This is a genomic window from Mycobacterium sp. (assembly GCF_032162105.1).
Taxonomy (GTDB): domain Bacteria; phylum Actinomycetota; class Actinomycetes; order Mycobacteriales; family Mycobacteriaceae; genus Mycobacterium.
Window position 1 is genome coordinate 1 of sequence record NZ_JAVRPS010000568.1, and the last position, 11,828, is coordinate 11,828.

General features: G+C 64.2%; 11 protein-coding genes and 1 pseudogene. 6 read left to right on the forward strand and 6 right to left on the reverse strand.

Features of this window, described 5'->3' with window-relative positions:
- Positions 1–381: pseudogene (locus QOC69_RS28955) on the forward strand (potassium transporter); the annotation flags it as partial.
- Between the two features lie 52 nt (positions 382–433).
- Positions 434–844: an MmpS family transport accessory protein gene (locus QOC69_RS28960; RefSeq protein WP_526445965.1), complete on the forward strand. Its 411-nt coding sequence runs from the start codon at positions 434–436 to the stop codon at positions 842–844.
- Positions 845–887: 43 nt separating this feature from the next.
- On the opposite strand, the gene QOC69_RS28965 is transcribed toward QOC69_RS28960, so the two are convergent.
- From QOC69_RS28965 to QOC69_RS28990, 6 genes are all read right to left on the reverse strand, one after another.
- A complete protein-coding gene (locus tag QOC69_RS28965) occupies positions 888–2,198 on the reverse strand; it encodes an MmgE/PrpD family protein (protein ID WP_526445966.1) in 1,311 nt (436 codons plus the stop codon).
- Positions 2,195–3,430 carry an aromatic ring-hydroxylating oxygenase subunit alpha gene (locus tag QOC69_RS28970; RefSeq protein WP_526445967.1) on the reverse strand — a complete coding sequence of 412 codons (1,236 nt, stop codon included), beginning with the start codon at positions 3,428–3,430 and terminating at the stop codon, positions 2,195–2,197. The genes QOC69_RS28965 and QOC69_RS28970 overlap by 4 nt, the downstream gene beginning before the upstream one ends.
- Complete coding sequence (gene solA, locus QOC69_RS28975; protein WP_526445968.1) at positions 3,427–4,611, reverse strand: N-methyl-L-tryptophan oxidase; 1,185 nt, start codon at positions 4,609–4,611, stop codon at positions 3,427–3,429. The genes QOC69_RS28970 and solA overlap by 4 nt, the downstream gene beginning before the upstream one ends.
- Before the next feature lie 49 nt (positions 4,612–4,660).
- Complete coding sequence (locus QOC69_RS28980) at positions 4,661–5,845, reverse strand: acyl-CoA dehydrogenase family protein (protein ID WP_526445969.1); 1,185 nt, start codon at positions 5,843–5,845, stop codon at positions 4,661–4,663.
- A 193-nt stretch (positions 5,846–6,038) separates the two neighbouring features.
- Entirely contained in the window at positions 6,039–7,238 is a 1,200-nt protein-coding gene (locus tag QOC69_RS28985) for a M20/M25/M40 family metallo-hydrolase (RefSeq protein ID WP_526445970.1), read from the reverse strand.
- On the reverse strand, positions 7,235–7,903 hold the full coding sequence (locus tag QOC69_RS28990; RefSeq protein ID WP_526445971.1) for a DUF1028 domain-containing protein: 669 nt from the start codon (positions 7,901–7,903) through the stop codon (positions 7,235–7,237). The genes QOC69_RS28985 and QOC69_RS28990 overlap by 4 nt, the downstream gene beginning before the upstream one ends.
- A gap of 177 nt (positions 7,904–8,080) precedes the next feature.
- Here QOC69_RS28990 and QOC69_RS28995 point away from each other — a divergent pair, with 177 nt between their 5' ends.
- The 4 genes from QOC69_RS28995 to QOC69_RS29010 form a co-directional block, all read left to right on the forward strand.
- Positions 8,081–8,866: an IclR family transcriptional regulator gene (locus QOC69_RS28995; RefSeq protein ID WP_526445972.1), complete on the forward strand. Its 786-nt coding sequence runs from the start codon at positions 8,081–8,083 to the stop codon at positions 8,864–8,866.
- Positions 8,863–9,693: a nitrilase-related carbon-nitrogen hydrolase gene (locus QOC69_RS29000; RefSeq protein ID WP_526445973.1), complete on the forward strand. Its 831-nt coding sequence runs from the start codon at positions 8,863–8,865 to the stop codon at positions 9,691–9,693. Before QOC69_RS28995 ends, QOC69_RS29000 begins: the two co-directional genes overlap by 4 nt.
- 168 nt (positions 9,694–9,861) lie before the next feature.
- Positions 9,862–10,986, forward strand: a complete 1,125-nt coding sequence (locus tag QOC69_RS29005; RefSeq protein WP_526445974.1) for an ABC transporter substrate-binding protein — start codon at positions 9,862–9,864, stop codon at positions 10,984–10,986.
- 103 nt (positions 10,987–11,089) lie between these two features.
- Positions 11,090–11,828: ABC transporter permease (locus tag QOC69_RS29010; protein WP_526445975.1), on the forward strand; the 739-nt coding region annotated here is incomplete at its 3' end.

The window sequence follows — 11,828 nt, forward strand, 5'->3', positions numbered from 1 at the left end:
CTTTCTGCCACAATGCATTTGTCGTCGTACATGGGCTACTTCCTCACTCACTTGCTCTTCCTGGACAAGCTCAAGGACGTCCCACTTTATGAGCTCGACATGCTGGATCTGCGGACGAAGTCGAAGACGGTATTCCCGTATGCGCTATTGACGCTCGCCCAGCACAACATCAGCCTGATCGCCGACAGCGTCCCGGCCAAGGCGTTCAGCGAGTGCGGGCTCGACTTCGATCGCTGGTACCCGTTGCCGCGTCGCCTGGCCGCGACGGCACGGTTCATGCGCACGCACCGCCGCGAACGCGAGCACCAGCGCCGCACCCTTGACACCGTGCGCGAACGATTCGACGTGCGTTGCGCCCCGCTGCAACATGCGACTCGCTAAGGGTCACGTCGATCGCCTGACGGTGGCCTGCTCGCAGTGCTGTACTTCCCGCATGGGCGTTGAATCGGTAGGACGTCAGCTGGGGAGGGCCGCCTCTGTCGTCGCGCTCGGTGGGGGGCTGCTTCTGGCATCTTCGGGGACGGCGTTGGCGTCGACCCCAATCGTGTTCGAGTTGACCGGCACGTTCGGTGACGGTGTGCAGGTGTCGTACTTCGGAGCCAATGACGAACCCATTGTCGAAGTCGCGGGCCTGCCGTGGTCGGCGGCGTACGACTACAACGGCAGCGCGCCTTCGCTGACGTTCACCGGCATCCATCCCGGCGGTGATCCGGGGTCGGTGACGTGTCGGGTCTCCATCGGTGGGCGGACGATCGTCTCGCGCAGCAACAATGCCCCCAAAGCCGCTGGCACGGGCGCCTATTGCAACGTCGTCAACCTGGGCAAGGGCTACGTCGGCAACTGACCACTCCGGAGCCCACCACAACGGCAGCCAACCGTCGGCGATCTCACTGCCCGCGGCCCTTCACCCGTGTCGTCGTGGGTGGCGAATGCAGGCTCGTGGACAACACGCCCTCAAGACCGATCGAGGTGAACGCAGTCGGCCATATCGGCACCCGTCCCAACAGGTGGCGCGCCTTGTCCAGGGTGCGGTGTTCCCAATGCGGGTCGTCGCTCTCTCCCCAGGGTTCGGTGATACCCGACGACAACTCGGTACCGTCGTCGGTTCGTACCACGACTGAGCTCAGCCGTCGTCTCGGGAACTCGGCCGTGAGGTCCGGATCCACGACGACGCGTATGAGTGGCAACAGCCGGTTCGCGGCAGGGTTGTCGAAGTCGCCCAATGCCTCTGTCACCCCGTACCGGCCCAACCCCAGTTGGCAGGCGACCGGCCACACCAGGCTGTACTGAGCCTGCTCGGTGTTGGTGGGCGGCACGGTCGCGAGTGCTGCGGCGGCATCAAAGGTACGAATTTCGATGGAGATGATCTTCGTCGGGTCGAATTCCGTTGTTTCCGTGATGGTCTTGGCGGCTACGACCGCCGACTGAGACCACCGACAGCAGGGGAATGGCTTTACGTATAATTCCTCGACCACTCGGCGCCGATCCCAGTCGGCGAGCTCCAGGCTAGCGAATTGCCCTGTGGTGGAGGTGAAACCGGAAGCCGCGAGAAATGCGGTGGAGACCCCGACCATTGCTCCCCATCCGATGCCGTCCTTGGTCATGGCGGGCTCTGCCACCGATCGCATGATCAGTGCGAGCGGGGCGTGGTACTCGGCGAGACCGATCGCGTGACGACATGCCGCCTCATCCGAACCGAGCAATCGCGCGGCCGCCGCGGCGGCGCCCACGGAACCCCAAGACCCGCTGCCGTGGTACTGCGGCGACCGGTCATGTTGGGCGATGGCGGCGCGCACCGCAACCTCGTAGCCGACGGCAATCGCGGCGAGCACCTCGTGCGCCGGCGCCTGCACGTGCTCGGCGACCGCGACCGCCGCGGGGATGACGACGGCGCCCGGATGCCCCTTGGTCAGGCTGTGCCCGTCGTCGAGGTCCAAGACATTGGCCAGCACCCCGTTGGCCCAGGCTGCGGCTGCCGGACTCAGCTGCCGGCCGTCAAGCCAGGCGGTTGAACGGCCGGGGCCGAAGATCGTGTGCGCCGTGTCGGCGGCAATGCGGGCCGCCGGTGCCGGTCGCCCGGCATGGCAGACCGCCGCCAGATCGAGCACGGCCAGCTCGAGGCGGCGCCGCGCCGACTGTGACAGATCTGTGAGTTCGAATGTCGTCGCGAACTCACTGGCGGTGCGTGCGGCGCTCACGAGACGCGGCCGAGTCTGTGGGCCCACCATGCGTGGAAGTCCATGACCGAGATCTCGGTGATGGGAGAGAGTGGGCCGGGGCGATATCCAGAGGAAGCTATTCCGGCAGCAGTGTTCTCACACAGTGCCCAGTCCTGTTCGGAGGTGGCGACCCACACTGCCGCGACGTCGTCGATCTCGTAGTCGATGCCGGCACGGGCTCCCTCTCGCACCTGGAACGTGACGTCGACGTGGGTGGTGTTCTCGTCGATCGGTGTGAGCCGCGTGGCCATCACGTAGTCAGCGTTCACGTGAATCCAGCTGTTGGGCAACGTGACTATTCGGACGCTGCCGACATCGGGTGAGGTCAGGTCACCGAGCAGCGGTCCGACCAGGCGGCCGGACATGGACTCGGTCAGGAAGCCGTCTTTGAGCGGAAGACGTGCGACCCGGAAGAAGTCACCATCGGGGAAGCTCACATCGTCGACAGGGAATCCTTGTTCTTCCCAGCGACTCCGCTGCTGCGCGGCTACCGCCTCGTAGCGCTTGTTCGTTCGGCTGTCGCCGGACATGCCGAGTTCATAGTTGGACAGACAGAACTCAGGGTGATTTGGCGAGCAGTGATAACACTCGCGGTTGTTCTCCACCAACACCTTCCAATTGGCGGCCACCTCGTAATGGTGAGCGGAGACGATCTGGGTGGCCTCGGGGCGATACCGTGCGACCTGCGCAGTGATCGCATCGCAAGCGGGCTCGATCGGCGGCGGATTCTCGGCGAAACAGACGAAGACCAGCCCCGCGAATTCGCGTACCGATACCGGCGCAAGACCGAGGTCGGATTGCAGTTCGGCCGTGATCGCGTCGCCCATGTGGGGCGCACCAACGAAGGACCCGTCGAGCCGGTAGGCCCAGTTGTGATACGGGCACACCAACGCTCGGCCGTGGTCTGTCCCGTCGGGCTTGATCCGGCAACCGCGGTGGCGGCACGTGTTGTGCATGGCGGACAGGTTGCCCTGTGCGGTGCGGACAAGCAGCACCGATTCTGGTCCCACGGTCCACGTCAGGGTGTCGCCGAGATTCGCCACCTGTGCGGAGGTGGCGGCAAGGAGCCATCCGCCGTGGAAGACGTCGGTGAGCTCCCGACGGAAGATCGCTGGGTCGTGATAGGCGGCACGCGGCAGCGCCCACCCAGGACGAACGCCCGGCACCGGAGCGGGCTGGTGAGAGGTCATCATGGTGGCGTCAGCTCTCATCGGTGATAGTGGGCGCTGAAATCGAGGTCGGTCAATGCCGGTCGGTCGGGCTCCAGACCCGTGATGTTTTGTGCAGTCGTCCCTTTCAGTGCGAGATCGGTGAGGATCTGGCCCACCAGGCTGGCGAACTTGTATGCGTGCCCGGCGCCGATGAAGACGCAGACGCGGGGATCGGACTTCAGCGGACCGAGCACGAAGTTGTTGTCCGGGGGAATGGTGTACAGGCATGTCTTGGTGTAGAGCTCCGGTCCGAGGAATCCCGGGATGCGTTCGGTCAGGAAGTTTCGCTGCCTTTCGATCCGGACGGGATCGACGACGAATGTGCGTGACCGTGCGGTGACGTGGTGACCGCCCAGATGCTGGCCCAACTTTGTGGCGACCTCGCCGTAGACGGGAAATCCGTAGAAGTTGTCTTCGCCGTGCCACATGAACACCGGGAATCTGTTGGGAGCGAAGTCGGCAAGATTCTGGGTCGCGTAGTAGGTGACCTGCTCCTGGGTGACGACATAGGGCAGCGGTGTCGCTTCGGGCGGCAGAATCTCATTGGTCCAGCCGTCGGCGGCGGTGATCACATGGCGGGCCAGGTAGGTCTCGTCGTCGGTCACCACCTCCACGCCGAGGGCGGTTGACCGCAGCGCCAGGACGGGGTTGTCTTCCTTGATCACCGCGCCCCGTGCGCGAGCCAGCGCGACGTGCACTGAGACGCCCTTGGCGGCGTCGACGAGACCGGATTCCTTTTGAAAGATGGCCATCTCGTCGCCCCGGAGGGTGTACTGCGGCCAACGCGCCATCACCGCGTCCGCAGTGAGCAGCTCGAAGTCCACACCATGATCCCGGAATGCGCGGACGTAGCCTTCGATATTCCTGTCTCCGGTGTCGAGTCCGGCACGCGCAGTGACATCTTCGATGATCAGACCGCCGGTTTTCAGCACGAGCTGGACCCCCGACTCATTCTCGACGTTGTGCCAGGCGCGGTAGGCGCCGGGCGCAAGGCTTGCGTAGGGCTCCTCGAACTGGGCCAGCCGGATGATGCGGGAGTGGTCCTGGGAGGCGCCGTTGGAGTGATTCAGGTTGAACTGCTCCAGGCCGAGAACGCGTTCGCCGGCTCGGGCAGCCCAGTAGCATGCGGCCGAGCCGATGCCGCCCACACCCACGACTATGGTGTCGAAGTCGCGATTCATGATGCTCCGGTATTTTCTGGTGATTGATCTCGCGAGGGATCGTTGGATCTCATGCTTCGATGGCGGGCGCGGGTGCCACGCCGCCATTTCCCCGCAGGTCGTAGTTGCCGGCGATCAGAGACGCGCCGAGGTCCCTGACGTAACCGTCGACGCGGTAGTGCAGGGTGAAGGTGCGCGTGTCGCGGAAGATCTGCTCGAGCTGGTAGCTCTTGAAGATCGACCGGGCACCGCATACGTCGAAGGCCTGTTGCGTCACCTGTAGAGAGATCTCCTTGGCTACCGCGAGTGCCTGCACCGACGCCAGCTCGGCGGATGCGCCGGGGTGTTCCTCCCACGCCCATGCGGCTGCGAATAGTGATGTGCGAGCGGCCTGCACATAGGCCGACATCATGCCCAGCCGATGCTGGATCAGGTGATCGGAACTCAGGTGCGGACGTTCCTGCACCCATTGGATGGCGAACTCCAATGCGCCTCGGGCGGAACCGATGTGGTTCGCGGCGAACCCGAGTGTGAACGTTCGCGGGTCGCTGTTCTCGAACCAGCCGCTGTGGCCGAACACCGCCGAGTCGGGCACTTCCCAGTCATTGATGCGCAGTCCCCAGCTGACTGTGGAGCGCATACCCATGGTGTCCCAGTTGTTGATCCAATCGATCTCGGGGATATCGCGGGGCACCAGGATCGCCACGCTGCGGGCGTCGTAAACCTCATTACCGGGGACGGACGTCCAGATGATCAGGTAGTCCGCGCCCGGCCCGACCGACGCGAAGTGTTTCTCGCAAGTCAGACGCCACCGGCCGTTGTCGCCGCGGACCAGTTCGGAGGTGGAATTGCCCTTGTTGGTCTTGCCAGGCACCGATTCGCTGCCGATGGACGCGACTCGCTGCCCGGCCTTCGCGATTGGGATCAGGTACTCGTGGGCCTGTTCCTCGGTGGCGACATGGGCGAGCATGCCCGTGGCGTGCGAGTGCACTTGCAGTAGCTGACCAGTGGGGGGATCGATGCTGGCGAGGTGCTCGAGAACCTCGTAGTACTCGACGTATCCGGCGTCGCCCCAGAGTCCGTCCCCGCCCCACTTCTCCGGAACGGTCAACGAGAGGAGTCCCGCATTGGCAAGGTCGACGAAATTCTCCTCGGGAAAGATCGCTTCGGAGTCGTACTGCGCTGCACGTTCCCGGAAGGCCGGAGCGAGCGCATCGAGGGTGGCCAGGCGCTTGGCATTGCTTTCGGTCGTCATGGTGCTCCTTGGATCTGGCGCCTCAGTGGATGGCGCAGGGCGGACTTGACCTCGAGAAATGAGCGGCGCCCGAGTCGGCTGCGAAGTGAGGAGGGAACATCGAGGTTGCGATTATGACAACTCTAGTGGGGATAACTGCAACAATACTGACATGACTGCCGCCGCCGGGCCAGTCTCGGGTGTGAAGACTGCGTTAACTCCGAAAGGGAGTTCTCGTTTGCTCCATCTGTGTGATCACACCGGCCTGGGTGATGAGACCGGCCAGCAGTGCGGTGCGGGGGACGATGCTGGCGATCTCGACGGCTTCGCGCCTGCTGCACTCGTCGAACGCGACCGGTCCAAGACCATCGAGCGTGAGAGTGCCCTGGCCGGCAACGAAGCTGCCGTCGGACCCGCCCGTCTCGGCGACGCCGAAGGGTGTCCAACCGGCGGTGTGAGCCAGCTCGACGGCCATGGCGAAGACGGGCGCGGAGCGCTCGGCGGCCATGGCGGGCCGGGTGATACCGCCGAGCACCTCGACCTCGGGCCGCCCGCGCGACACCATGCACGCGAGCTCTCGGATCTGTTGCGCCAATTGCCATCCCGCTTGTGTGTCGGGGGCCCGCAGATCGATGTGGAGTTCGGCGTGATCGGGTACCACTTGCCGTGCGGTCCCGGCATTCAGGATGCCGACCGCGCAGATACGGCCAGCATCCCGGTCCGTGAGCGCCTCGACTGCGGTGACGAGTCTGGCCGCGGCACTCAGGGCACTGATCCCGCTGGGGTCGGTCGAATGCGATGTCCGGCCGATGAACCGAACAACCATGGCGCCGACCGCACCCCGGGAAGTGATCGTTCCGCCGCCTTCGGCGCCGGCCTCCAATGTCAGGCACAAATCCGCGGCTCGTCCGAGCTCCTCGATCACGGCCCGGCTGCCCACACTGCCGAGTTCTTCGTCCGGGACAAGCGCATAGGTGATCTCGCCTATGTGTTGCGGTGCGACGGCAATGGCGGCGGCGATCGCTTCCACCGCCATTGACAAGGCGCACTTCATGTCCCCGACGCCGGGTCCGCTCAACCGGGTGCCGTCGTTGGCGAAGGGCCACTGCGCGGCGGTTCCCCGCGGCCAGACGGTGTCGGCATGTCCCAGCACGAGCACCTTCGGGCCACTGCCGAGCCGTAGGGAGGAGGTGAACAGCTGACCCCGGTCCGGTCCGATGTGGCGGTGGCGACTGATGAAGCCGAGTGGACTCAGCGCCTCACCGATCACCGACGTGACAGCGTTGACGCCGTCGGGATCATGTGAGCCACTGTCGATTTCGACCAGTACTCCGGTTTGCTCGATGATCGCCTCGAGGCGTGTGTCGAGTAGTCCGGAGAGTTGCTCCATGGTGGACGGTAGATCATTGCTCATGCGGAGATCGATCCGCTTGCCGCGTCAGGGTTCAGGGCGCGGCTTCGATACTCGTGCGCTGCGGGTTCATACAGCTCGTGCAGCCGCCGAAGTTCGGTCAGCGGCCGGTTGTGCTCGTCGACCCGCAGATCGATGAAGGGGAAGGGATTCTCGGCGTAGACCAGCAGCGCAGCCGAGCGCAGCGGATTCCCCTCGCCGCCGGCGCTCAGTCCTGCCTCCAGAGCTTCGAGCAGCCGTCGGGACAGGGCGTTGTCGGGCGAGGCCGTGAATGCCTCGCTGACTGCCGGTCCGACCGCGGGTGTAGCGAGGACGTTGCCGGCCACCGCATGGTCGCAAGCCGCGATCTCGGCGAGACCGGTCCGATCAGCTCGATCGCCGGTCCACACGTAGGCCGGTCCGGTCGTGCCAATGGCGGCGAGCTGGCGCCATTGCGCGTGGACGGTGGAAGACCTTGTCCCGTCAACGGATTCCTGAGCGGACGCACCAAGGGCCATCAGTTCGAGCATGCGTGGACCGAGTCGCGGGTCGGTGCGGTGCTGGGTGACCACAGCTCCGACTCGCGCACGGATCCAAGGCACTCGGGAACCGATTGCGATGTCGGAGGTTGTGGTCGCGATGCCGAGCTGGCCGGTTCGTCCGCATCGCCCGATGATCGAGAAGGTCATGATCCTCCGCTGTATTTACGTCGGCTCCACGCATTAATTGCAATAGTGACATCTAGAATTGTGATAGTAGACACGGTTGCGTTCTGCTGGGTTTCGCCGGCGTAACTTCTGCTGCAGTTGCGATAGTGGCAACCCGAGGCGACTATGAGTCAACGAAACCCAAGGAGCTTTGTGGCGATGGACGATGACCTACGCACCTCGTCAGATCGCGATACCGGCCTTCGCCGGGGTCTGGACATCCTCACGTGCCTGGCCGATGCGGAAGCCCAGCGATCCGGTGGCCTCGGTGTCACTCGCGTCGCCGAGCTGTTGGGTCAGGACAAGAGTCAGATCTCGCGCAGCCTGAAGGTGTTGGCCGAGTACGGGATGATCGAGCGGGACGCGCGGACCCGCGCCTTTCGGCTCGGGTGGCAGCTGTATGAAATGGCCGGCCTGAGCGGCGACCGGCGACTGCTCTCAGTCGCCGAACCAATCCTCAAGGGCCTGCTCGCCAAGATCGAGGAGTCGGTTTACCTGGCGGTCGTCGGCGGGCCGAATGCCTTGACGGTGCTCAGCTTCGAGTCATCCCATGCAGTGCAGGCACGCAGCAGCGACTGGCCGCTGCACGCGACTGCAGTGGGGCAGGTTCTGCTGACCTCCTTCACAGAGGTCGATCTGCGACGGCGATACTCCGGCAGAGATTTTCGCTTCCTCGACCAGAAGGGCTCGGCCGCCACCGAGCTTCTCCTCGAGCGTGTGGCACTTGTGCGGGAGCAGGGTTACGCGATCGTGGTGGACGAATTCGAGATCGGGCTTACGGCGGTGGGAGCCCCGGTGTCCGATAGCGATGGCCAGGTGCTGGCCGCAGTCGGTGTCTCCGGGCCTTCCTTCCGATTCGCGCCGCGGGTGGACGAGGCGGCCGCGCTCGCGTGCAGCGCGGCGGCCGGGGTGACCCATGGCCTGCGCGACGTCGGCGCGCGGTGAGACGGAACCCTCGGGGCGCACTGGTCGGAGTCGCATGTGTCCAGATGGATCCCCAGATGTTGGATCTGGAGGGCAATCTCGTGCGCAGTGCGTCGGCAGTGCGCCAGGCTGTGGAAGCGGGGGCATCATTCGTCGTTCTGCCTGAGCTGGTCACCAGCGGATACATGTTCGCCAGCGCAGACGAGCTACAGGACATGGCGCTCGGGGTGGATGACGCAAGGCTGGACGTCTGGCGCCGCGCCTTGGCCGGTTCCGGGGCGTTGCTCGTGGCCGGCATCGCCGAACGGGGGCAGGACGGGAACGTCTACAACAGCGCGGTGATGTTTGACGCCACGGGTGTGGTGACCGTCTATCGCAAGATTCATCTGTGGAACCGTGAAAAGCGGTTCTTCACACCGGGTCGTGAGGCCGCCCCGGTGATCCGGACCGCGCACGGGATGGTGGGCGTTCTGGTGTGCTACGACCTGGAGTTCCCCGAGATGCCACGCTCGCTCGCGCTTCGCGGTGCCGATCTGCTGCTCGTCCCCACCAACTGGGGTCTGTTGCAACGTCCCGATGGAGAATCGGCCCCCCAGCTTCTCAACGCGCGGATGGCCGCGCGCGCCAGTCACGTCTTCTTGGCCGTGTGCGATCGCTGCGGCATCGAGCGGGACCAGCGTTGGACCGGCGCGAGCGCAGTCGTAGATCCGGAGGGCTGGGTGTTGTCCACGCCCGACTCAGAAGGCATGGTCCTTGCCTGGGTGGATCTCGCTGCTTCGCGAGACCGGCAGCTCAGCGAGGTCAACCACATGTGGGGGGATCGCCGTCCTGAGCTCTACCTGTCCTGAGCCGGTGAACGGTGTTACGCGCGGGTAAGGCCTTTGTTTCTGTTTGGTCGGTGCACTTGTGCGCCGCCGCCACGGTGGTAATGATGTGAATACGTCAATCATTGTTGGAAACATGACAACAAGTAACGGGCGATGACGTCACCTCCACCGACAGGGGAACCAACCCAGATGAGTGCATCTCGCTCGCCCTTCGACCTGGCCGCTTCGGACAGGCTTTCGCGCCGCTCGGTGCTGGGCCTGGGGTTGGGCCTCGCTGGCGTGGCAGCCCTTGCGGCCTGCGGATCGAGCACCGGCAGTTCGCCGGCTGGCGAATCCGGCAGCGCGGAGAACGGATCGGCCACCCTGCGATTCCTGAACTACCCCGACTGGATCGGCAAGGACGAGTACTCGGCGTTTGCGGCCGCCACCCCGGGAGTGAAGGTTGTCGAGACCGCCGAGGCAGAAGGCGGTGTGTCGGCGATCTCGGCCCAGATCGCCCAGAACAAGGGCACTTTCGATTTCGCGCTGCTCGGTGAGTTGAACGCGGCTCAGTTGAAGGCCGGCGGCCTGTTGGCGGAGTTCGACCCTGGGCTGGTTCCCGGCCTCACCAAGATCCCGCAGAACTTCCGTGACATCTTCCCCTACGGCCTGCCCACCGATCTCGGCAAGGTCGGGATCGGTTACCGCGCCGATCTGGTGAAAAGTCCTCCGACGACGTGGAAGCAACTGTTCGAGATGATCCCGCAGTACTCCGGTCAGGTCATCTTCCCCAACTACGACGTAGATGTCCTCGGCGTCGCGCTTCTCGCATTGGGGCACGACGTGAACTCGGACAACGAATCAGAACTCAACGCGGCCAAGGATCTGATCATCAGCGTCAAACCACACCTGAAGGCGTTCCTGTCCACGGATCAAGGTGCGAGTCTGTCCGACAGCTCCTCCGCGCTGGCCGTGTTCTATGACTACAGCTATGCCTCGGTTGCGCCGGACAACGCGGCCATCAAATGGTCGGCGCCATCTGAGGGCCTGCCAGCCTACGTCGACGGCTGGGCGCCACTCGTTGGAACACAACACATGTCGCAACTGGCGAAGTTCATGGAGTTCCATCTGCAACCGAAGGTGTATGGCGGCTTCATCAACGCCACACGCGCCTCCTACCTGCTGCCCGATGCCGAGCCCTTCATCGACGCTGCCATCAAGAACGACCCCGCGCTCAAGTACGACCCGTCGCTGAACCTCAAGTTCTACGAGTTCAAGGGCGCCGATGCGGTCAAACTCCGCTCACAGATCTGGGAACAAATCAAGGCCGCCTGAGATGTCCGCATCGGGCACCACTCGTTCACGTCTGCAGACCAAAACGTCGCAGGCGCGGGTTCCTCGATGGTTCAGGGGATGGGCGATGGCGACGCCTCCGATGTTGTTCACGCTGATCTTCTTCATCGCGCCGCTCGCGCTGCTGGTGCTCTACAGCTTCGGCCAGATGGACATCTTGACCTTCCAGATCAGCTTCGGCTGGACGACCGAGAATTGGCGGACAGTCTTCACCGGGATCTATGCTTCAGCACTGCTGCGTTCGGTGGTCCTTTCCGTGGTCTCCACGGCATTGTGCGTTCTGATCGGCTTCCCCGCCGCTCTGGGTATGACCCGGATGCCCGCTCGCATGCAGAACATCCTGCTGCTGGCCGTGATCGTGCCGTACTGGATCAGCTTCGTCGTGCGCAACTATGCCTGGCTGACGTTGTTGGGTCCCGACGGGGTGGTCACCAGATGCTTGGCCGCGGTGCATGTCGTCGATGTCGGAAAAGACTTGCGCTACACCAGCACCGCCATTGTGATCGGCATGGTCTCAAGCTATCTGCCGTTGATGATCTTGCCGATCTACGTGGCACTGGAGCGCATTGACCCGGCGGTCATAGACGCTGCTGCCGACCTCGGTCTGCACGGTGTCCACGCCTTCCGGCGGGTAGTCGTGCCACTGTCGGCTCCCGGGTTGATCGCAGGGATACTCCTGGTTGGTGTCCCGGCGACAGGGGAGTACACGATTCCCGCCATCCTGGGTGGCGGGAAGACGCTGATGGTCGGCAACGTCATCCGCGACAAATTCCTTGGTGTGGGCGATTTTCCATTGGGTTCAGCCCTCGCCGCCACCTTGATGG

Excerpts from the sequence above, each read along its gene's own strand:
- QOC69_RS28995 (WP_526445972.1), top strand. The coding sequence starts at position 8,081 with ATGGACGATGACCTACGCACCTCGTCAGATCGCGATACCGGCCTTCGC.
- QOC69_RS28985 (WP_526445970.1), bottom strand. The coding sequence starts at position 7,238 with ATGAGCAATGATCTACCGTCCACCATGGAGCAACTCTCCGGACTACTC.
- solA (WP_526445968.1), bottom strand. The coding sequence starts at position 4,611 with ATGAATCGCGACTTCGACACCATAGTCGTGGGTGTGGGCGGCATCGGC.
- QOC69_RS28990 (WP_526445971.1), bottom strand. The coding sequence starts at position 7,903 with ATGACCTTCTCGATCATCGGGCGATGCGGACGAACCGGCCAGCTCGGC.
- QOC69_RS28970 (WP_526445967.1), bottom strand. The coding sequence starts at position 3,430 with ATGAGAGCTGACGCCACCATGATGACCTCTCACCAGCCCGCTCCGGTG.
- QOC69_RS29005 (WP_526445974.1), top strand. The coding sequence starts at position 9,862 with ATGAGTGCATCTCGCTCGCCCTTCGACCTGGCCGCTTCGGACAGGCTT.
- QOC69_RS28960 (WP_526445965.1), top strand. The coding sequence starts at position 434 with ATGGGCGTTGAATCGGTAGGACGTCAGCTGGGGAGGGCCGCCTCTGTC.
- QOC69_RS28980 (WP_526445969.1), bottom strand. The coding sequence starts at position 5,845 with ATGACGACCGAAAGCAATGCCAAGCGCCTGGCCACCCTCGATGCGCTC.